The organism is Tsuneonella mangrovi (assembly GCF_002269345.1).
Taxonomy (GTDB): domain Bacteria; phylum Pseudomonadota; class Alphaproteobacteria; order Sphingomonadales; family Sphingomonadaceae; genus Tsuneonella; species Tsuneonella mangrovi.
This window is the reverse complement of sequence record NZ_CP022889.1, coordinates 1,196,027-1,215,593: the sequence shown is the minus strand read 5'-3', so window position 1 is coordinate 1,215,593 and position 19,567 is coordinate 1,196,027. Positions and strand designations below refer to the sequence as shown.

The window sequence follows — 19,567 nt, the reverse complement described above, 5'->3', positions numbered from 1 at the left end:
ATGTGCAGCGATCCGGTTCGCCTCCAGTTGCTGCTCACGGCACGGTGAATTTTCGACAGCCTCTGTGCCCGGCGACATATGACAGCGCTCCTCAATCCCCACGCCGGCTCAAAGCGTTCAAGATTCGAAGCTGGAGAATTCGGAGCGTGGCGACATGGTGGCGATTCAGATCTTCAACGAGGACCTAGCCATCCCAGCGGAAACATGCTTAAGTATATGATTTACCACTGGTCGGGACGACTGGATTCGAACCAGCGACCCCCACACCCCCAGTATGGTGCGCTACCAGACTGCGCTACGTCCCGTACCAGTGGAGGCGCGCCTATAGGGCGCAGCTTGAGCCAAGGCAAGGCGCTGCGCACGCACTTTCGGACCGCTCGATTGCTCTTGCCCGGCAATGCTGCTAGGCGCGCCGCGCTATCGACGGTTTGCTTGCTTGCAGGCGTGCCGATCGCTCCCATATTGCGCCCTTGACCGGGTGAGATGCCAACAATTCGATAGGCCAAAACAACGATGCTCAATCTTCTTGCCGCTACCTCCGCGGCCGCCGCCCCCCCTGTATGGATGAGCTGGTTGCCGATCGTCGGCATGGTCGCAATCTTCTGGTTCCTGCTGATCCGTCCGCAGATGCGCCAGCAGAAGGAACATCGCGAAAAGGTCGCCGGGCTCAAGCGGGGCGACCAGGTGGTCACCGCCGGGGGATTGATCGGCAAGGTGGTCAAGGTCGATGAGCACTACGCCGAAGTCGAAATCGCCCAGGGCGTGAAGGTCAAGGTGGTCAAGTCCACCATTGGTGACGTGGTGCCTCCGGGCGGCGCGGCGGCGAACGACTGAGCGCGGGGCGAAGACGCGATATGCTCGACTTTCCGCGCTGGAAGAAGCTGTGGCTCTGGGGCCTTGTGCTGTTCGTGTCGGTCGCATCGCTGCCGACGATCGTCTCGCTTTCGGGCGGTCAGTGGCCCGCCAGCCTGCCCAGCCCCAAGGTCAACCTCGGGCTCGACCTCGCTGGGGGCAGCCAGATCCTGCTCGAAGCGGATCCGCATCAGATCGTCACCCAGAAGCTGGAGACGATGGAGGAATCGGTCCGCACCAAGCTGCGTCAGGCCAGCCCGGCGGTCCGCATCGGCGACATCTCGACCAAGGATGACAAGCTCAGCTTCATGGTTTCCAGCCCGGCCGATGTCGATCGGGCGCGCGAACTGCTGACCCCGCTGATCAACGGCGCGGGGCTGACCCGAGACTGGACGCTGTCGGTTGTCGACGAGACCCGCATCGTCCTCACGCCGACGCCGGAAAGCCTCGCCAAGGGGCTCGACCAGGCGATGGACAGCGCGAAGGACGTGATCGATCGCCGCATCAACGCGATCGGCACACTCGAGCCGACGATTATCCGCCAGGACACCGACCGGATCGTGGTTCAGGCCCCGGGGCAACAGAACCCCGAAGCGCTCAAGAAGCTGATCGGCCAGACCGCCAAACTCGAATTCAAACTGGTCGACATGAACGCGCTGCCGTCCGACGTGGCGGCGGGCAAGGCCCCTCCGGGCAGCGAGATCCTGCCTTATGCATCGAGCAGCCGGTTCGCCGGGCAGAGCATCGCAGTGCGCCGCCTCGGCGGGATCAAGGGTGACAACCTGACCAATGCGCAGCAGGGCTTCGACCAGCAGACCAACGAACCGGTGGTCAACATCACTTTCGACCAGCAGGGGGCGGACAAGTTCGCCCGCCTGACGACCGAAAACGTCAACAAGCCGTTCGCGATCATCCTCGACGGCAAGGTGTTGTCGGCGCCGAACATCAACGAGCCGATCCGCGGCGGGCAGGCCCAGATTGCCGGCGGGTTCACGGTCGATTCGGCCAACGAGTTGGCGATCGCGCTGCGTTCGGGCGCGCTGCCGGTCGATCTCAAGGTGATCGAACAGCGCACGGTCAACCCGGAGCTGGGCAAGGATTCGATCCGCAGCGGCCTGATCGCGCTCGGCGTGGGCACCGGGCTGATCCTGCTGTTCATGCTCGTGACTTACGGCCGTTTCGGGTTCTATGCAGACGGCGCGCTGGTGCTGAACGTGCTGATGATCCTCGGTGTCATGGCAGTGCTCAACGCTACGCTTACGCTGCCGGGCCTTGCCGGGTTCGTGCTGACCATCGGTGCGGCGGTCGATGCCAACGTGCTGATCAACGAGCGAATACGCGAGGAGCGACGACGCGGCAGGCGCGTGCTGCAGGCAGTCGAGACCGGCTACAAGGAAGCCAGCCGCGCGATCTACGATGCCAACATCACCAACGTGATCGCCGCAACGCTGCTGTTCCTGTTCGGTCAGGGTCCGGTAAAGGGCTTCGCAGTCGTGCTCGTGATCGGCGTGATCACCTCGGTGTTTACCGCCGTTACCATCACCCGCATGTGGGTCGCCGGCTGGCTGCGCCGCCATCGCCCCAGCGAAATCCACATCTGATCGGGGAGAGACCGCGATGAAACTGCTCAAGCTCGTCCCCGACAACACCAACATCGGCTTCCTCCAGTGGCGGTTGCCGTTCTACATCGTCAGCCTGCTGCTGATCTCCGGCAGCTGGGCGCTGGTGCTGACCAACGGCCTCAACCTCGGGGTCGACTTCGTCGGCGGGCAAATGATCCGCGTGACGTTCGTCGGCCAGCCGGAAGTGCCGGTGGCGAAGATGCGCAAGGAAATCTCCGCGCTCGGCTATGGCGACCCGATCATCCAGAGCTACGGCGGTTCGAACCAGGCGGCGATCCGCGTGAAGCTGCCGGCCGGCTCCGAGCAGAAGCCCGATCTTGCCAACACGATGACCAGCAAGATCGTCGACACCCTCAAGGCGGACCATCCGAAGATACGCATCGACGGGATCGATTCGGTGTCCGGCAAGGTCTCGAGCGAGCTGTTCAGCAAGGGGCTGATGGCGCTTGGCTTCGCGATGGTCGCGATCTCGATCTACATCTGGATCCGGTTCGAATGGCAGTTCGGTGTCGGGGCGCTGTTTGCACTGTTCCACGATACCTCGCTGACGTTGGGATTTTTCGCGCTCACCCAGCTCGAGTTCGATCTCAATATCGTCGCCGCGATCCTGACGATCATCGGCTATTCGCTGAACGACACGATCGTGGTTTACGACCGGATTCGCGAGAACCTGAAGAAGTATCGCAAGATGCCGCTGCCCGAGCTGCTTGACCTGTCGGTCAACGAGACGCTGGCGCGCACGGTGATGACTTCGCTGACGCTGCTGATCGCGCTGATCCCGCTGCTGATCTTCGGTCCGGCGAGCCTGTTCGGCCTCGCCGCTGCGATCACGCTGGGTATCTTCATCGGTACCTACAGCTCGATCTACATGGCCGCGCCGATCCTGATCTGGATGGGGGTCAAATCGGACAGCTTCGTGCCGACCGAAACCCGCGAGGATCGCCAGGAACGGTTGGCCCGCGAAGGTGGCGCGCGCCCCTGATCAGCGCGCGGCGAGAAGCCGTTCGTAGTACTCTGCCAGCGCGGCGCCGTTCGCTTCCCAGCTGAACCGCTCGGCCATCGCGGCGGTAGCCGCGCGGCTTGGCGGATCGGCCAGCAGGTTGCGGATGCCAGCGGCGATCGCCGGGGCATTGCGCGCGACGATCACGCCCGCAGCGGGGCCGGTCACGACTTCGCGCGCACCGCCTGCATCGGTGATCACCAGCGGCGTGCCGCAGGCGAGCGCCTCGACCCACGCATTGGCCAAGCCTTCGCTCGCCGAGGGAAGCACCATTGCATCGGCGGCTGACAGCACCAGCGGCAGCAGGTCGTGGTCGAGCAGTCCGAGGAAATGGACTCGGGTTTCTAAGCCGAGTTGCTTGGCAAGGGTGCGCAGTGCCGCCTCGTCCTCGCCCTTGCCGACCAGCATCAGGTGCGCGTCGGCTGGTAGGCCGGCCAGTGCCTCGATCACCAGCGCCTGCCCCTTGCGCGGGATCAGCGCGCCGACAGTAGCCAGGAGCGGGCCACTCGCGGGCAAGGCAATGCCCAGCCTTTCACCCAGCTGTTTGCGCAGCTGCTCGTGCTGCAGCGGGCGGAAGCGGTCGCGGTCGAGCCCGGTATAGTGCAGCGCGATCTTTTCGCGCGGCAGCCCGATCGCCGCCATGTCCTCTGCGAGCGGGACGCACACCGCGAGCAGCCCTGCAGCTTGCGCGCCCGCCGCGAGCATCTGGCGGCGCGGTGAACCTTGCGTGCCCCAATGGTGGATGTCCGCGCCGCGCGCCTTGATCGACAGCGGCAGGCCGAGCTCGCTTGCGATCTCCGCTGCGGTTGGCCCGTCGGGGTAGAAGAACTGCGCATCGACCAGGTCGAACGGTGCCGCTGCATGGAGCCGCCGGGCGAGCGGCAGCACCCTGCGTGCGATCAGCTGCGGGTTGAACGGACCGCCGACCTTGGGGATCAGCGGGAAGGTCGGGCGATGGACCGCGACGCCGCGCTCAGCGCCATCGATCGCCGCGGCCTTCAGCGCCCGATAACGGCCAAGCGCAAGCGGCGGCACGCCGATCGGGTTGATCACGGTAACCTGCCATCCCTCGCGCTTTGCGAGCGCCTCCAGGCTTCGTGCGACGAAGGTCCCGAACCGCTGATTGGCGGCATTGGGGTAAAGCGTCGAAAGCGAAAGGATGCGCGTCACCGGCCTCGCCTCACAGCGGGCGGACGAGCATTTCGGCGACCGCGATCCATGCCGGATCGTCGACCACCACCTGCTTCTGCCCGGCGCCGACCGGGAGCACCCCGACGAGCGATCCGCGCCGGTCGATCAGCCGTCCGAACGCGAACCGGCCGCCCTTGCGCGGCACCAGCACGTCGCGGTTGATCGCTTGCGCGGCGTCCTCGGGCGCGAGCTGGCGCAGCCACAGCTGGTCACCCGCGCGATACTCGCCCGCGCTGGTCTCGATCGCGAGCACCACCCGCACCGCATCGCCGCCGATCTCGGTCGGCATCAATGCGTCGCGTGTGCTGGCGAGCGGTTCTGCGCCATCGGGACCGAGCGTCGCCACCACCTGTGCACGGTCGTTGGCTTCGGAGCGGACCAACGTTTCCGGGTCGACACCCAGCGCAGCGGCGATGCGGTCCATCCATTTGAGCGAGAGGTTGCGCATCCCGGTCTCGAGCCGCCCGACGGTTTGCGCTGTGGTCGGGGGATCGCACGCGGCGGCCAACTCGGCGAGGGTCAGCCCCTTCTGTTTGCGGATGGCCCGGATACGGTTGATCACGGCGAAAAGCTCCTAACCAAATCGGTTTCTCCTTTCCTACACGCAATCCACTTTGGCAAGGCGCGATTCGTCATCAACCGGGGAGAAGCCGATGCGCCGCGAACTCGTCGAACGCGAACTGACCAGCGAAGGACCGCGCCGAAGCGGCGGGCCGAAGGGCAAGCGCCGCACCGTGACGGTGAACCAGGCCGAAAGCCCGCTCGCCTGGCTGCACGCGCACGGGCACCTCAGCGAGCGACTGTTCGATGCCGGTGAACGGCTCCGCGCAGATTACGAACGCGCACAGCTGGCACCCAATGTCACGATGCGGTGGGACCCGGTGCGGATCAAGGGAACCGGGGATCGCGGGCTGACCCCCGGCGAACGGCAAATCGCAGCGCGTGCGCGGTTCGACGGCGCGCTGGCCGAGGCGGGCACAGGACTGGCAGACGTGCTGTGGCGGGTGGTTTGCGCGGGTGAAACGCTCCAGGCGGCGGAAAGGGCGCTCGAATGGCCGGCGCGGAGCGGGAAGCTGGTACTGCGGCTGGCGCTCGATCGCGTGGCCGAATTCTACCGGATCGCCTGATCGCGCGCCTTGCGCTCCTCGATGTCCTTGGCCTCGAGCTTGCGTGCCGCGATCAAGGTTTGGACCACGAAGATCGCGATCATCAGGCAGGCCGCGCCTCCGAAGAGGAAATCGAACAATCCGTAGCCGTCGGTCTGGACATAGTCCGGCCCCAGCGTCCACATCCCGATCGTCAGCGCGATCATGATCACCCGCAGTTCGGTCGGTCCCGCGCCGAGGTGCGACAGCGGGAAATCGCCCGCAGCCTTGGCCATCAGGAAGGTATGCACCGCAAGCAGCAGGTACGCGACCACCACGAACAGCGCGACATCGAACCGGACGTAAGGGCTGAGGCCGATCCCGCCGAACATCACCAGCGCACCGATCGCGTCGCTGCTGTGATCGACCAAGTAGCCGTAGCGCGGGCGCTCGATATGACGGTAGCGGGCGATCGACCCGTCGAGCGAATCGCCGAACCAGTGGACGAAAAACGCCCCGATCGAGAGCCCGAGCCACGCCGGGTCGAATGTGCTGAGCGCGTAGCCGAGGCCGATCGCGACCGTTGCCACCATCGCAAGGACAGTCAGCTGGTCCGGAGTGACCCATTGCGGCAGGCGCGCGCACAGCCAGTCGAGCAAGCGCCGCTCCGACGCGGCGAGTACGTTGCGCTGGATGCGCCGGGGCGGAACGGCCTCGGAAGCCGTCGTCATCGAACCGTAATGCAGCGTCATTGAACTGTAATGTCGGGCCGGCGCACCTATGGCAAGGTAAATCGCCCGTTTGTCACAATGCGGGAATTCAGCCTTCGACTTGTTCGGCCAATCCCAGCCAGCGCTCTTCGGCGGCATCCTTTTCCGCGCGGGCATTCTCGATGCCCTTGGAAATGTTGGCAAACCGTTGCGGGTCCGTGGTGTAGAGCTCGGGGTCCGAAAGGATCTCCTCGCCCCGCGCGATCGCCAGTTCGAGCTCCTCGATCCGCGCGGGCAACTGCTCGTAGTCGCGCTGGTCCTTGTACGACAGCTTGGCGCTCTTGCGCGGCGGCGGAAGCGGCGCGGGAGGTGCCGCGGCCTTGCTCGCCGACTTCGCTTTGCCCGGTGCGCTACGGGTCCGGCGTTTGGCTTCCCAGTCTTCGTAACCCCCGGCAACGACATCGACGAACCCGCTGCCATCGAGGCCGAGCGTGATCGTGACCGTGCGATCGAGGAAGTCGCGGTCGTGGCTGACGATCAGCACGGTGCCATCGTAGTCGGCGATCACTTCCTGCAATAGGTCGAGCGTTTCGAGGTCGAGGTCGTTGGTCGGCTCGTCGAGCACCAGCAGGTTCGATTTGCGGGCAAATTCGCGTGCCAGCAGCAGGCGGCTGCGCTCGCCACCGCTCAATGTTCCTACCTTGGCATCGACAATCGCCGGATCGAACAGGAACTCTTTGAGGTATCCCTGCACGTGCTTGCGGGTATCGCCCACGTCGATCCAGTCGCCGCCTTCGGCGAGCACTTGCCGCACGGTGCGGTCTGGCTCCATCAGGCTGCGCTGCTGGTCGATCATGACTCCGGTGAGCTTGCCGGAGATTTCGACAGTGCCGCTATCGGGCGCGAGCTCGCCGGTCAGCAGCTTCAAGAGTGTGGTCTTGCCTGCGCCGTTGGCACCGACCACGCCGATCCGGTCGCCGCGTTGGATGCGCAGCGAGAAGTCGCGGATGATCTTGCGCTCGCCAAACGACTTGGCGACGTGCTCGGCGACGATCACCGACTTGGACTTGAATTCCTCCTCGGTCGCCAGTTGCAACTTCGCGGTGCCTTGGGGATTGATCATCGCTGCGCGTTGGGCGCGCATCTGCCACAGTTTTTCGAGCCGTCCCTGGTTGCGCTTGCGCCGCGCGGTCACTCCGCGTTCGAGCCAGTGCGCTTCGATCTTGAGCCTTGCATCGAGCCGTTCGGCGGCGCGTGCTTCCTCAGCGTAGACCTGTTCTTCCCACGCTTCGTAGCCGCCGAAGCCGACATCCTTGCGGCGCAGCGCTCCGCGGTCGAGCCACAGCGTCGAAGTCGTCAGCCGCTTGAGGAACGTGCGGTCGTGGCTGATCACCAAGAACGCGCCCTTGTAGCGGCTCAGCCAGTCCTCCAGCCAGTCGATCGCGGCGAGGTCGAGGTGGTTGGTCGGCTCGTCCATCAGCAGCAGGTCCGGCTCCTGGGCAAGTGCGCGGGCGATTGCTGCGCGGCGCTTTTCACCTCCGCTTGCGCCGCTTGCCGGCGTTGCCATGTCGATCCCGAGTTGGCCGGCGATCGCTTCGACTTCGTGCGCGGCGGGCGGATGCTCGCCGCCGAGCGCGAAATCCATCAGCGTATCGCAACCGGAAAAATCCGGTTCCTGTTCGAGCAGGACGATGCGGGTGCCGGGCTTGACCTTGCGCAGGCCCCGGTCGGCCTCGATCTGGTTGTCGATCAGCCGGAACAGCGTGGTCTTGCCCACCCCGTTGCGGCCGATCAGCGCGAGCCGGTCGCGCGGGCCGATGTGCAGGTTGAGCCCTTCGGTATCGGGCCCGCCGAACAGCCAGCGGCCGCCCTGTTGCAGGCCGAGTCCTTCCCAGCTGAGGATTGGAGGTTGCGCCATCGCCGGCGCGCCCTAGCCTTGGTGCATCGGCGCGACAACCCGGTTCACCTGCGCGCAATCCCGTATGCCGCAAGCCGGCGGTCGAAAAGAGGAGAATCTCCGATGCAACGCATGTTCATTCCTATCGCCCTTGCGCTCGGGACCGCAGCGCTGTCCGCGCCGGCCGCTGCCGAAGTGCAAGTCCAGTCGCAGGGCCCGGTCGTCGACCTGTCGGTGACCAAGACGATCCGCGCCAAGCCCGACATGGTTACCGTCGGTGCCGGCGTATCAACGATTGCGCCGACTGCAGTCGAAGCGATGCAGCAGAACGCAACCGCGATGGATGCGCTGGTCAAGCGGATCAAGGCGCTGGGGATCGCGCCGGAGGATGTCCAGACCACCGGGATCAACCTCAATGCCCGCTATCGCTACGACCAGACGAGCCGTGAGCAGGTGTTCGACGGCTACCAGGCATCGAACCGGGTGAGCGTGACCTTGCACAATGTCGAACGCGCGGGGCCGATGCTTGATGCCCTCGTGGCTGCCGGGGCGACCGACATCAGCGGCCCGAACTTTGCGATCGAGGATGACACGGCGCTGCAGGAGCAGGCGCGCAAGGCGGCGTTTGCCGAACTGCAGTCGCGGGCAAAGGAATATGCACAGTGGAGCGGCTACTCCGGGGTGCGCCTGCTGCAGGTCGGGGAATCGGTTTCGTCCAGTGCGCCGATGCCGATGCTCAAGCGCACGATGGATGCGGTCGCTGCCGCCCCGCCGACCCCGGTCGAGCCGGGTCTAGTCGGCACATCGGTGACGGTGTCAGCCAGTTTCGAGATGACGCAGTGACCATGGGCGGGACGTTTGCTGAATGAAGCACGCTCGCAACATTCACACCTTGTTCAATGGCTCGATGGCAGGCACGGTGCCGTTATGAAGACGCTTGCTCGCCTCCTTGCAGCTGCCGCTATGGTCGGCCTCGGCGCGCCCGTTGCTGTCGCCCAGCACACCGACCAGGGGGCTGCGCGCAAGGAAATGCGTGCGGGCAACATCCTCAGTTCGCGCGAAATCGAAGCGCGCGTGCTGCCGCAGATGCGCGGCTACGAATACCTCGGCTTTGCCTACGATTCGACCGCGATGGCCTATCGCCTGAAGTTCATCAAGGACGGGCGGGTGGTGTTCGTCGATGTCGATGCGCGATCCGGGCGGGTCATCAACCGTTCGCGCTGATGCCAGGCAAGCAATCGGGAAACGTGCCCTCGGTTGACGCGTTGACGGCAAAAGCCCACATCGCGGGCGGTATTTCACAGGGGACCGGCCAGATATGCGAATCCTGATCGTCGAGGACGAACCTACGCTCGGCAAGCAGCTCAAGTCGACGCTCGAGCAGAACGGCTATGCGGTCGACCTGTCGACCGACGGCGAAGACGGGCACTTCCTCGGCTCGACCGAAGACTACGACGCGGTGATCCTCGACCTCGGCCTGCCCGAGATCGACGGACTTTCGGTGCTGGGGATGTGGCGCAAGGAAGGGCGCGATTTTCCCGTTCTGGTGCTGACCGCGCGCGATTCGTGGTCGGACAAGGTCGCCGGGCTCGACGCCGGGGCGGACGACTATCTCGCCAAGCCGTTCCAGACCGAGGAGCTGATCGCCCGGTTGCGCGCGCTGATCCGCCGCGCATCGGGCAATACCAGTTCCGAACTCACCGCCGGCGACGTGCGGCTCGATACCCGCTCGGGCCGGGTCACCAAGGCCGGTGAACCGGTCAAGCTGACCGCGCAGGAATACAAGCTCTTAAGCTACCTGATGCACCACAAGGGCAAGGTGGTCAGCCGCACCGAACTGATCGAACACATCTACGATCAGGATTTCGACCGCGATTCGAACACGATCGAGGTCTTCGTCACCCGCATCCGCAAGAAGCTGGGTGCGGACGTCATCACGACCATCCGTGGACTCGGCTACAGCCTCGACGACCCCGACGACCAGCCGCGCGCCTGAGGCTACTCCCGACGCGGACGTAGGCGAGGCGGTCGCGGCGGTCGGCGGCGAAGCGAACGCGCCTGCGGGCAAGCGCCACACCGGCAGCCTCGCGCGCCGGATGATGCTGATCGCGGCCGGCTGGATTGCGATCCTGCTGCTCGGCGGCGGTTTCGCGCTCGACCGGACGCTGACCGACCTCGTCGAGAAGAACTTCGACAACCAGCTCAACTATATGCTCACCGCTATGATCGCTTCGACCGAGATCGACAACACCGGCGAGGTCTATTTCAATCGCCCGCTCGGCGATCAGCGGTTCATGGAACCGGGCAGCGGGCTCTACTGGCAGATCAGCGGCAAGGGGCACGAAACCTATCCCAGCCGCAGCCTGTGGGACCGCACGCTCAAGGTGAATACCGGTTCCACCGACACGCGGACGCAGATTTACGATTCGAACCAGTTCGAAGGCGAGCCGCTGCGGATCGCCGAACGCCCGGTCTACTTGCCGGGCAGCAAGACCAAATGGTGGTTCGCCGTAGCTTCGAGCCGTGGCGACCTCGATGCGCAGATCGCCAGGATCCGTTCGATTCTTGCGTGGAGCTTCGCTGTCCTCGGCCTCGGCCTGTTCATGATGGTGATGCTGCAAACCTGGTACGGCCTTGGACCTTTGCGCCGGGTGCGGCTGGCGATCCAGCATATGCGCACAACCGGCACGAACCGCGTCACCGACCCGCTTCCGCTCGAGGTCCAGCCGCTGGTCGACGAGCTCAATGCGCTGCTCGAGCATTCTGAAAAACAGGCGGAGGAAGCGCGTACCCACGCCGGCAACCTGGCGCACGCACTGAAGACCCCGCTGACGGTGATCAACAACGCCGCGACCGCGCAAGCCCCCGATCTGGCCGCCACCGTGATCCGCGAAGCGGGCACGATGCGCCGCCATGTCGATCACCACTTGGCCCGCGCCCGCGCTGTCGGACGACGCGCGATCGGCCATGCTCGCACCCAGGTCTACGACAGCGCAATGGCGGTCCAGCGCGCGGTTGAGCGGCTCTATCCCGAGGTGCGCTTCGACCTCGCCGGGAGCCGCGATGCGCGCGTCGCGATCGAACGGCAGGACCTCGACGAGCTGCTCGGCAACCTGGTGGAGAACGCCGCCAAGTATGGCGGTGGCAGCGTGTTCGTGACGGTCGATGCCGATCCGCTTGACATGGACTGCTGCACGATCTGGGTCGAGGACGACGGTGCCGGAATTCCTCCTGCCGAGCGCACCCGCATCTTCGACCGTGGGGTTCGGCTCGATACCGACAAGCCGGGCACCGGTCTTGGCCTTGCGATCGTCCGCGACGTGGCGAAGATATATGGCGGGACGGTCGAACTCGCTGAAAGCGAGGATCTCGGCGGCCTGCTGGTAAAGCTGGCCCTGCCGCGCGGCTGACCGCGATCACGTTTCTTATTTGCCGCGCGCCTTTTCGTGGTGGCGGATCACTTCGTCGATCACGAAGCGGATGAATTTCTCGCTGAACTCGGGGTCGAGCTCGGATTCTTCGGCCAGCTTTCGCAGCCGCGCGATCTGCGCCACTTCGCGCCCGGGATCGGCCGGGGGCAGGTTATGCGCCGCCTTGTGCGCGCCGACTGCCTGCGTAATGCGAAACCGCTCGGCAAGGATATGGATCAGCGCGGCATCGATATTGTCGATGCTCTTGCGGAAGCCGGCGAGAACCGGATCGGGGGCGGTGTCTTGAGCGGTTTCGGTCATGGTCGCGGCGCACGATAGCGGCGAATCCACGCTTGCCAAGCGTGCCCGTGCACCGCATGGGGGCCGCATGAGCGCCGAGATCGTCCCGCTGCCGCGTCCCAACGCGACGCTCGACCCGATGCTGGAGCTGACCGCTCCGGGCATGAACGCGGTCAATGCAGTGATCCTCGAGCGGATGCAGAGCAAGATCCCGCTGATCCCGGCGCTGGCGGGGCACCTGATTTCGGGGGGCGGCAAACGTCTGCGGCCGATGCTGACGCTCGCCGGGGCGGAACTGGTCGGCTACAACGGCGCGCGCCATCACAAGCTGGCCGCCGCGGTCGAGTTCATCCACACCGCGACCCTGCTGCACGACGATGTCGTCGATGGCAGCGACCTGCGGCGTGGCAAGGCCGCCGCGAATATCGTGTTCGGCAACCCGGCGACGGTGCTGGTGGGCGATTTCCTGTTCAGCCGCGCGTTCGAGCTGATGGTCGAGGACGGCAGCCTCAAGGTGCTCAAGATCCTCTCCGGTGCCAGCGCGATCATCGCCGAAGGCGAGGTCGATCAGCTGACCGCACAGCGCCAGATCGAGACCAGCGAGGAACGCTACCTCGCGATCATCGGCGCAAAGACCGCCGCGCTGTTCGCTGCCGCCAGCCGGATTTCCGCTGTGGTCGCCGAATGCGACGAGCGCTGCGAGCAGGCGCTCGACGACTACGGCCGCAACCTCGGCATCGCATTCCAGCTGGTCGACGACGCGATTGATTACGATTCGGACGCGACAACGATGGGCAAGGATCGCGGCGACGACTTCCGCGAAGGCAAGATGACGCTGCCGGTGATCCTCGCCTATTCGCGCGGTAACGAAGCTGAACGCAAGTTCTGGCAAGCCGCGATCAAGGGCCACCGCGAAGGCGACGATGCGCTCGAAGAGGCGGTTTCGCTGATCGCCAAGTACGACGCGGTCGAGGATACCCGGGAGCGTGCGCGACACTTCGCGGTGCGCGCGATCGATGCGCTGTCGATCTTCCCCGAGAATCGCGCCCGCGCGGCGATGACCGAAGCGGCGCACTTCGCGGTCGCGCGGGGGTATTGATCGCTGCCAGCTAGCGGGTAGGGCGTTCGAGTGAGCGCCGACCTACCGATCCAAACCGTCCTGCCGGAGCTGCTCGCTGCCTTGCGCGCGGGGACCGGAGCGGTGCTCGTCGCGCCGCCGGGTGCAGGCAAGACCACTGCGGTCGCGCCCGCGCTGCTCGGCGAGGAATGGTGCAAGGGGCAAGTCATCCTCACCAGCCCGCGACGGGTCGCAGCGCGCGCTGCGGCGGAGCGGATGGCCGAACTTCTCGGCGAACAGGCGGGCGAGACGATCGGCTACCTCACCCGGCTCGACAGCAAGACCAGCGCGAAGACCCGTGTGCTGGTGGTGACCGAAGCGATTCTCGTCAACCGGCTGGTCGAAGACCCGGAGCTGAAGGGCGTCTCTGCCGTGCTGTTCGACGAAGCGCACGAGCGGCACCTGGACGGCGACCTTGGCCTCGCGCTGGCGCTCGAAAGCCGCGCGGTGCTGCGCGAGGACCTGCGGGTACTGGTGATGTCGGCGACGATCGACGGTGCGCAGTTTGCATCGATACTGGGCGCGGAAACGCCAGTGATCGAAAGCGAAGGCAAAGCCTGGCCGCTGCGGATCGAATGGCTTGGCTCGCGGCCTGACGCGCGGACCGACGAAGCCGTGGCAGATGCGGTGGTGGCCGCGTGGCGGGCGGAGGAAGGCGATATCCTCGCGTTCCTCCCGGGCGTTGGCGAAATCGAGCGGACCCGCGAACGGCTCGAGGCAAGACTGTCCGATGCACTGGTCCTGCCGCTCCATGGGCAGGTACGTCCGGCAGAACAGCGCGCGGCGATCCGGCGCGATCCGGATGGACGGCGACGAGTAGTGCTGGCGACCGCGATCGCCGAGACTTCGCTCACGCTCGATGGCGTATCGGTGGTGATCGATGCCGGGCTCTCGCGCCGGGCCGAATTCGACAAGGCGGCGGGCACAACGCACCTCGTTACTCATCGGGCGAGCCAAGCTGCCGCTGCCCAGCGGGCGGGCCGCGCGGCTCGGCAAGGACCGGGCGTCGCCTATCGCCTTTGGGAAGAGGGCGGCCATGCCGGCAGGCAGGCGTTCGACCCACCCGAAATGCTTACTGCCGACCTTGCGCCATTGGTGCTCGCGCTGGCGAAGTGGGGCACCGCTGATCCGGCTTCGCTGCCGTGGCTTGATTCGCCTCCCGAAGCGGCGGTGGCGGCGGCGCGCAGGGCGCTGACTGGTCTTGGTGCGCTCGACGATGCGGGCCACCTGACGGCGTTTGGCGAGCAGCTCTCGGCAATGCCGATGGCACCGTCCGAAGCGGCGATGGTGCTGATCGGTGCGCGGCATGGGCAGGCGTTGGCCGCCGCCAAGGTTGCGCTGTTGCTGCAGGAGCGCGGGCTGGGCGGGCGTGGGGAAGACCTGCTCGCGCGGCTTCAGCGTTGGGATGGCGAGCGCGGGGCGCGGGCCGAAGCGAGCCGCAAGCTGGCACAGCGATGGGCCGACAAGGCCGAACGACTGGTTGGAAAGGCGGAGCGCGACGACTTTTCTACTGGCACGTACCTAGCGTTGGCGCGGCCCGATTTCGTTGCTCGGCGGCGCGACGCCTCGGGCGAGAACTGGTTGTCAGCCGGCGGGCGCGGGTTCGTGCTCGATCCGGCCAGTCCGCTTGCTCGCGCCGAATGGCTGGCGATCGGCGATGCGCAAGGGCAGGCGAAGGGTGCGCGGATTACCTCGGCGATTGCACTCGCCGTTTCCGATGTCGAAACCGCACTTGGCAATCGGATCGAACGCCGCTCGGTGCTCAATTGGAACGCGGACGAGCGCCGGGTCGAAGCGCGGCTCGAACGGCGGCTGGATGCAATCACGCTGGCCAGCGGTCCCGACCCGCAGCCAGATCCGGCGGCGGTTGTCGATATGCTGGTGGACAAGGCTGTGGAGGACCTGTCGACAATCGTGCCGCCTGCGCTGCTTGCCCGCGCGCGCTATGCCGGTGTCGAGGCGCTATCGCCCGATGCGCTGGCAGAGAATGCCGCGATCTGGCTCGCCCCGCTGCTCGCCGGGCGGCGCGACCTCGACGTGCCCAATGGCAAAGTGGTCGATGCGCTGCTTGGCCTGCTCGACTGGGATGCGCGCCAGCGACTCGACCGGCTGTCCCCGCGCGAATTCGCGTCGCCCGCCGGGACCACACACCCGATCGATTACACGGGCGACGATGCCCCCTCGGTCGAAGTGCGGGTGCAGGCACTGTTCGGGCTCGAGCGGCACCCGATGGTCGGCGCCACGCCGCTGCTGCTGAAACTCACCAGTCCGGCGGGCCGCCCGATCCAGTCGACCCGCGACCTGCCCGGGTTCTGGCGCGGCAGCTGGGCCGATGTCGCGAAGGACATGAAGGGCCGCTATCCCAAGCACCGCTGGCCCGAACAGCCGTGGGCCGAGAAGCCGAGCCTCAAGACCAAGAACGCCTTTTCGAAGGGTGGCGCTTGATTTCGCTGACAACGGGTCGCAAAGACGACCCGCAAGCGCGACCGCGCGCCGCGGCTTTTGCCGCGAAGCCAAGGCGGACGGATGTCCGCCGCCCGGCGTTTGAGGGAAAAAGACCAAGATGCCTGCACGAATCTACCAGCGACCGAAGAACGCAATGCAGTCGGGCAAGGCCCGGACCGATCAGTGGGTGCTCGAATTCGAGCAGTCCGAAGCGCGCCGGGCGGACCCGCTGATGGGTTGGACCGGCAGCGGCGATACGCAGGCTCAGGTCCAGCTGACATTTCCGAGCAAGGCGGAAGCGCAGGCATATGCCGAGAAATACGGCATCACCGCCCGCGTCCACGCAACGCCGCCCAAGACGCTCAAGATCCAGGCCTACGCGGATAACTTCAGGTAATCTTCCTCAGGAGCTGGAGGCTGTATCCGCGGCCCCGGCTTTCCTCGCTTCAGTGCTGGCAAGCTGGACTCGCTGCGGGCGCGCGTTCGCGCTTGCGGGTCTATGGCCCGTATCGTGCTAGACAAACAGGAACGCCATCTCCATATGGCGCGCCGGGAGTCGGGTGGACGTTCGCGTTTGCTCACCGGGTCAGGTCCGGAAGGAAGCAGCCCAGGTAGATTGCAGCGGGTCGCTCGGCTCCTTTTTCAGTTCATCCACATTCGAATTGAACCGTGGGAATAGCGCGGTTTTGCAGCTTGTCCGCATGACAATCGGCGACCGAGCGCCTACCTATTCGAAGCAATGGGTGATTCACCGGACGATACCGAAGGCCTTCCCTGGCAGACCGACGAAGCGGAGGCTCCTGGGCCATCTGCCGCCGAGCTCGAGGCGGCGGGCCAACGCGCGCTGTTCGGCGATCCGGTTCCCGCGCCCGAGCCTACCATCGAAGCGCCCGCACCGGCGGAACCGGCTGCACACGAGCGATCGGAGGCTGCACCCGAAGCGACGCCGTCGCCCACGCAACCCTATCGCGTGCTCGCGCGGAAATACCGCCCGCAGACGTTCAGCGAACTGATCGGGCAGGAACCGATGGTCCGCACGCTGGCCAACGCGATCAAGCGCGACCGGCTGGCCCACGCCTTCCTGATGACCGGGGTGCGCGGGGTCGGCAAGACTTCGACCGCGCGGCTGATCGCCAAGGCGCTCAACTGCATCGGGCCGGACGGGCAGGGCGGGCCGACGATCGATCCGTGCGGCGTGTGCGAGCCGTGCCAGGCGATTGCCGAGGGCCGCCACATCGACGTGATCGAGATGGACGCGGCATCGAACACCGGTGTCGACGACGTGCGCGAGATCATCGAAGCGGTGCGATATGCCGCGGTCAGCGCGCGCTTCAAGATCTACATCATCGACGAGGTTCACATGCTCAGCCGCAATGCGTTCAACGCGTTGCTCAAGACGCTTGAGGAACCGCCGCCACACGTGAAGTTCTTGTTCGCGACAACCGAGGTCGAGAAGCTGCCGGTTACCGTGCTCAGCCGCACGCAGCGGTTTGACTTGCGGCGCATACCGGCAGAACTGTTGCAGGATCACTTCGCCCACGTGTGCCAGCAGGAGGGCGTCGATGCCGAGCCGGAGGCGCTGCACATGATCGCCTCAGCTGCCGAAGGATCGGTGCGCGATGGCCTGTCGATCCTCGACCAGGCGATTGCCCATGCCGACCTCGATGCCGACGGCAAGGTCACCGCCGCGCGGGTCCGCGACATGCTCGGTCTCGCCGACAAGGGCGCGCAGCGGCGATTGTTCGCGTGCCTGCTCGAAGGCGATGCCAAGGGACTGATGGCGGCGCTTGCAGACCAGTATGCGCTTGGCGTCGAGCCACTCGCGTTGATGCGGGCGTTGATGGACCTGACCAACCGGATCACTGTGGAGCAGGTAGGCGGAAGCGGGGCTGATGCTCCGACAGCAGAAGAGCGCGCCGCGATCGAGGAATGGGCCGCGCGGCTTGCCCCGGGCCAGCTCCACCGGCTGTGGCAGCTCCTGCTCAGGGGATACGACGAAGTGCGCGGTGCGCCCGATCCGCTGGTGGCCGCGCAGATGGCGCTCCTGCGCACACTCCATGCGGGCGAGATGCCCGATCCGGGCAGCCTGGTGAAGAAGCTGGAGTCTCTCGCGGCGAACGGAGTCGCGGCTGCGACGGCTGCTGCTGCTGCTGCAACTAACGGATCTCCGTCCGCTGAAACTTCCGCCCAGGCTCTCGCCGCGATTGATTGGGCCGACCTGGTGGGGCGCATCGAGGCGCGCTTTCTCCACCTCGGCACCCGGCTGCGGATGCAGGTTCGCCCGATCACGCTCGAACCCGGCAAGCTGGTCTTTGCGCAAGCAGAAGGCTTTGCCGAAGACCTGTTGCCCGAGTTGCGGCAGGCTCTGCTCGAGATTTCCGGGAACCGGTGGGAGGTCGAACGCGTCGAAGGAACGGCAGCGGCAAATGCCAGGCCAACGCTGGTCGAACGCGACGAGGCAGCACAGGCTGCTGCGATAGCCAAGCTGCGCGAGCATCCGCTGGTCAAGGCGACGCTGGAGGCGTTTCCCGACGCCGAGCTGCTTGACGAGGACGAAACAGAAACCCGAAACCGGAGCCGATCCGCATGAAATCGATGGAAGAAATGATCCAGGCCGCGCAGAAGGCTGCCGAGACGATCCAGCAGCAGATGGGCGATGCCCAGGCGAAGCTAGATGCGATCGAGGTCGAAGGCACGTCGGGCGGCGGGCTGGTCAAGATCCGCTGCACCGCCAAGGGGCGGATCATGGGTGTGTCGATCGACGACAGCCTGATGAAGCCCGAAGAAAAGGGGATGCTGGAAGACCTCGTCACCGCCGCGTTCAACGATGCCCGGGGCAAGGCCGACCGGGTGGCGAACGAGGAAATGCAGAAGATCCAGTCGGGCATGGGGCTGCCGCCGGGATTCAACCTGCCGGGGATGGGCTGAGCGAGCCGGGCTGTCTTGCGAAGTTAGGTCACGGTCGGTCTGCGGGCGGCGAAATGGCCGCCGTGCGCGCGCAGGATGTCTTCCAGTTCTTCGCGTTCGCGAGAGACCACCTCGGGATCGATCCCCACGAACACCCTGCCGCGCTTGATCTCGCTTTCGAAGAACGACGCGTCGCGCCCGTCGACGTCGTGGTCGGACAGCATCCGTGCGATCGCCCCGCCGGTGGCGCCAATCATGCCGCTCACCGCGCTGACTTGCGAGACCGCGACTGCCAGCAGCGGCCCGGCCATCGCAACCGGGCCGATTCCTTCGATCGCCAGCGTCGTGACCCCGAGGATCGATCCGAGAATCCCGCTTGCAGCGGTTGCGGCCGCGACGCTGCGCTTCGAATGGCCGCGGTAGGCCTCGCCACCGGTGGCGATGAAATCATCGACCCGCCACATGATCGAAATCGATTTGGCCGGGACACCGGCGCTTTTGAGCGCTTCGATCGCTTCGCGCGCCGATTCCTGCCGGTCGAACATCGCCGTGACGATCGTTTCGGAAAAAAGATGCTGCTTCTGGCGCGCTACTTCGAACAGGCGGGCGAACTGGTCACGTTGCTGGTCGGAGATGAAATACGCGCGCAGGCCCGATGAATTGTGCAGCTTGGCGACGCTTGGCGAGGCTTCCCCGCGAAACAGGGTGCGCAGCAACATTTCGACCGTCGTCGGGCGCAGCACCTGGTCGGTCCCGCGATTGATCCATTCGAGGTGAACGGGCCTTGGATGGCTCGGGCGCAGGTGGTTGAGCGCGGCGATATCCTCGGCCTTGATGACATAGACCGCCGCATTGGTGGCCTCTTCGCCACCGATTGATACCTGCTGTCCCATCCTGTCCTGCTCGGCTGAAAAACCAGCTAATCCCGAGACAAGTCTATGGTCAGCCGACTCAATCGAATTGTAAGAATGCGACAAATCACACTTCCACAGCTATCGAGTGGCGGGGCATTGCGGGTGGCGGCCCGGGTT

19 protein-coding genes, 1 tRNA gene and 1 other RNA gene are annotated in these 19,567 nt (G+C 65.6%); 14 read left to right on the top strand and 7 right to left on the bottom strand.

The annotated features are described in order from the left end of the window. Nucleotides 1-228 precede the first annotated feature (228 nt). Nucleotides 229-305, bottom strand: a tRNA-Pro gene (locus CJO11_RS06030). Between the two features lie 208 nt (nucleotides 306-513). Between CJO11_RS06030 and yajC the strand changes: the two genes are divergently transcribed. Genes yajC through secF form a run of 3 tightly spaced genes read left to right on the top strand, consistent with a single transcriptional unit; the run spans nucleotide 514 to nucleotide 3,456 of the window. Then, on the top strand, nucleotides 514-834 hold the full coding sequence (yajC, locus tag CJO11_RS06025; protein ID WP_095011906.1) for a preprotein translocase subunit YajC: 321 nt from the start codon (nucleotides 514-516) through the stop codon (nucleotides 832-834). 20 nt (nucleotides 835-854) lie between these two features. Beyond that, on the top strand, nucleotides 855-2,453 hold the full coding sequence (gene secD, locus CJO11_RS06020) for a protein translocase subunit SecD (protein ID WP_095011905.1): 1,599 nt from the start codon (nucleotides 855-857) through the stop codon (nucleotides 2,451-2,453). Nucleotides 2,454-2,469: 16 nt separating this feature from the next. Further along, complete coding sequence (gene secF, locus CJO11_RS06015; protein WP_095011904.1) at nucleotides 2,470-3,456, top strand: protein translocase subunit SecF; 987 nt, start codon at nucleotides 2,470-2,472, stop codon at nucleotides 3,454-3,456. On the opposite strand, the gene CJO11_RS06010 is transcribed toward secF, so the two are convergent. Beyond that, nucleotides 3,457-4,644, bottom strand: coding sequence for a glycosyltransferase (locus tag CJO11_RS06010; RefSeq protein WP_095011903.1), 1,188 nt, complete (start codon nucleotides 4,642-4,644; stop codon nucleotides 3,457-3,459). Nucleotides 4,645-4,654: 10 nt separating this feature from the next. Then, complete coding sequence (locus CJO11_RS06005; RefSeq protein ID WP_095011902.1) at nucleotides 4,655-5,227, bottom strand: helix-turn-helix domain-containing protein; 573 nt, start codon at nucleotides 5,225-5,227, stop codon at nucleotides 4,655-4,657. A 91-nt stretch (nucleotides 5,228-5,318) separates the two neighbouring features. On the opposite strand from CJO11_RS06005, the gene CJO11_RS06000 reads away from it, so the two are divergent. Further along, nucleotides 5,319-5,792, top strand: coding sequence for a DUF6456 domain-containing protein (locus CJO11_RS06000; RefSeq protein ID WP_095011901.1), 474 nt, complete (start codon nucleotides 5,319-5,321; stop codon nucleotides 5,790-5,792). Here CJO11_RS06000 and CJO11_RS05995 read toward each other — a convergent pair. Both CJO11_RS05995 and CJO11_RS05990 read right to left on the bottom strand, forming a co-directional pair. Further along, complete coding sequence (locus tag CJO11_RS05995) at nucleotides 5,777-6,502, bottom strand: CDP-alcohol phosphatidyltransferase family protein (protein ID WP_240504585.1); 726 nt, start codon at nucleotides 6,500-6,502, stop codon at nucleotides 5,777-5,779. The genes CJO11_RS06000 and CJO11_RS05995 overlap by 16 nt on opposite strands. Before the next feature lie 67 nt (nucleotides 6,503-6,569). Then, entirely contained in the window at nucleotides 6,570-8,378 is a 1,809-nt protein-coding gene (locus tag CJO11_RS05990; protein WP_095011900.1) for an ABC-F family ATP-binding cassette domain-containing protein, read from the bottom strand. A gap of 102 nt (nucleotides 8,379-8,480) precedes the next feature. On the opposite strand from CJO11_RS05990, the gene CJO11_RS05985 reads away from it, so the two are divergent. The 4 genes from CJO11_RS05985 to CJO11_RS05970 all read left to right on the top strand — a co-directional run bounded on the left by CJO11_RS05985 (nucleotide 8,481) and on the right by CJO11_RS05970 (nucleotide 11,767). Next, nucleotides 8,481-9,200, top strand: a complete 720-nt coding sequence (locus CJO11_RS05985) for an SIMPL domain-containing protein (RefSeq protein WP_095011899.1) — start codon at nucleotides 8,481-8,483, stop codon at nucleotides 9,198-9,200. A gap of 84 nt (nucleotides 9,201-9,284) precedes the next feature. After that, nucleotides 9,285-9,581, top strand: coding sequence for a PepSY domain-containing protein (locus CJO11_RS05980; protein ID WP_095011898.1), 297 nt, complete (start codon nucleotides 9,285-9,287; stop codon nucleotides 9,579-9,581). 94 nt (nucleotides 9,582-9,675) lie between these two features. After that, nucleotides 9,676-10,353, top strand: a complete 678-nt coding sequence (locus CJO11_RS05975; RefSeq protein WP_095011897.1) for a response regulator transcription factor — start codon at nucleotides 9,676-9,678, stop codon at nucleotides 10,351-10,353. After that, complete coding sequence (locus tag CJO11_RS05970; RefSeq protein WP_240504584.1) at nucleotides 10,304-11,767, top strand: sensor histidine kinase; 1,464 nt, start codon at nucleotides 10,304-10,306, stop codon at nucleotides 11,765-11,767. Before CJO11_RS05975 ends, CJO11_RS05970 begins: the two co-directional genes overlap by 50 nt. 15 nt (nucleotides 11,768-11,782) lie before the next feature. Here the strand turns inward: CJO11_RS05970 and CJO11_RS05965 are convergent, their stop codons facing one another. Next, nucleotides 11,783-12,088: a chorismate mutase gene (locus CJO11_RS05965; protein ID WP_095011896.1), complete on the bottom strand. Its 306-nt coding sequence runs from the start codon at nucleotides 12,086-12,088 to the stop codon at nucleotides 11,783-11,785. Between the two features lie 67 nt (nucleotides 12,089-12,155). On the opposite strand from CJO11_RS05965, the gene CJO11_RS05960 reads away from it, so the two are divergent. The 6 genes from CJO11_RS05960 (at nucleotide 12,156) to CJO11_RS05935 (ending at nucleotide 18,557) form a co-directional block, all read left to right on the top strand. Continuing rightward, on the top strand, nucleotides 12,156-13,166 hold the full coding sequence (locus CJO11_RS05960; RefSeq protein ID WP_095013241.1) for a polyprenyl synthetase family protein: 1,011 nt from the start codon (nucleotides 12,156-12,158) through the stop codon (nucleotides 13,164-13,166). A 30-nt stretch (nucleotides 13,167-13,196) separates the two neighbouring features. Next, the gene (hrpB, locus tag CJO11_RS05955; RefSeq protein ID WP_095011895.1) at nucleotides 13,197-15,629 is read left to right on the top strand and encodes an ATP-dependent helicase HrpB; all 2,433 of its coding nucleotides are present in this window, start codon (nucleotides 13,197-13,199) and stop codon (nucleotides 15,627-15,629) included. A gap of 118 nt (nucleotides 15,630-15,747) precedes the next feature. Further along, the gene (locus CJO11_RS05950; RefSeq protein WP_095011894.1) at nucleotides 15,748-16,026 is read left to right on the top strand and encodes an ETC complex I subunit; all 279 of its coding nucleotides are present in this window, start codon (nucleotides 15,748-15,750) and stop codon (nucleotides 16,024-16,026) included. A gap of 152 nt (nucleotides 16,027-16,178) precedes the next feature. Beyond that, nucleotides 16,179-16,273: signal recognition particle sRNA small type (gene ffs / locus CJO11_RS05945), an RNA gene on the top strand. Between the two features lie 95 nt (nucleotides 16,274-16,368). Then, nucleotides 16,369-18,219 carry a DNA polymerase III subunit gamma/tau gene (locus CJO11_RS05940; protein ID WP_095011893.1) on the top strand — a complete coding sequence of 617 codons (1,851 nt, stop codon included), beginning with the start codon at nucleotides 16,369-16,371 and terminating at the stop codon, nucleotides 18,217-18,219. Beyond that, nucleotides 18,216-18,557, top strand: a complete 342-nt coding sequence (locus CJO11_RS05935; protein WP_095011892.1) for a YbaB/EbfC family nucleoid-associated protein — start codon at nucleotides 18,216-18,218, stop codon at nucleotides 18,555-18,557. The genes CJO11_RS05940 and CJO11_RS05935 overlap by 4 nt, the downstream gene beginning before the upstream one ends. A 23-nt stretch (nucleotides 18,558-18,580) precedes the next feature. Here CJO11_RS05935 and CJO11_RS05930 read toward each other — a convergent pair whose 3' ends face one another. Further along, nucleotides 18,581-19,429: a hypothetical protein gene (locus CJO11_RS05930; protein ID WP_095011891.1), complete on the bottom strand. Its 849-nt coding sequence runs from the start codon at nucleotides 19,427-19,429 to the stop codon at nucleotides 18,581-18,583. Nucleotides 19,430-19,567 lie beyond the last annotated feature (138 nt).

Coding starts and splice junctions, on each gene's coding strand:
- yajC (WP_095011906.1), top strand. CDS start 514: ATGCTCAATCTTCTTGCCGCTACCTCCGCGGCCGCCGCCCCCCCTGTA.
- secD (WP_095011905.1), top strand. CDS start 855: ATGCTCGACTTTCCGCGCTGGAAGAAGCTGTGGCTCTGGGGCCTTGTG.
- secF (WP_095011904.1), top strand. CDS start 2,470: ATGAAACTGCTCAAGCTCGTCCCCGACAACACCAACATCGGCTTCCTC.
- CJO11_RS06000 (WP_095011901.1), top strand. CDS start 5,319: ATGCGCCGCGAACTCGTCGAACGCGAACTGACCAGCGAAGGACCGCGC.
- CJO11_RS05995 (WP_240504585.1), bottom strand. CDS start 6,502: ATGACGCTGCATTACGGTTCGATGACGACGGCTTCCGAGGCCGTTCCG.
- CJO11_RS05990 (WP_095011900.1), bottom strand. CDS start 8,378: ATGGCGCAACCTCCAATCCTCAGCTGGGAAGGACTCGGCCTGCAACAG.
- CJO11_RS05985 (WP_095011899.1), top strand. CDS start 8,481: ATGCAACGCATGTTCATTCCTATCGCCCTTGCGCTCGGGACCGCAGCG.
- CJO11_RS05980 (WP_095011898.1), top strand. CDS start 9,285: ATGAAGACGCTTGCTCGCCTCCTTGCAGCTGCCGCTATGGTCGGCCTC.
- CJO11_RS05975 (WP_095011897.1), top strand. CDS start 9,676: ATGCGAATCCTGATCGTCGAGGACGAACCTACGCTCGGCAAGCAGCTC.
- CJO11_RS05965 (WP_095011896.1), bottom strand. CDS start 12,088: ATGACCGAAACCGCTCAAGACACCGCCCCCGATCCGGTTCTCGCCGGC.
- CJO11_RS05960 (WP_095013241.1), top strand. CDS start 12,156: ATGAGCGCCGAGATCGTCCCGCTGCCGCGTCCCAACGCGACGCTCGAC.
- CJO11_RS05950 (WP_095011894.1), top strand. CDS start 15,748: ATGCCTGCACGAATCTACCAGCGACCGAAGAACGCAATGCAGTCGGGC.
- CJO11_RS05940 (WP_095011893.1), top strand. CDS start 16,369: ATGGGTGATTCACCGGACGATACCGAAGGCCTTCCCTGGCAGACCGAC.
- CJO11_RS05935 (WP_095011892.1), top strand. CDS start 18,216: ATGAAATCGATGGAAGAAATGATCCAGGCCGCGCAGAAGGCTGCCGAG.
- CJO11_RS05930 (WP_095011891.1), bottom strand. CDS start 19,429: ATGGGACAGCAGGTATCAATCGGTGGCGAAGAGGCCACCAATGCGGCG.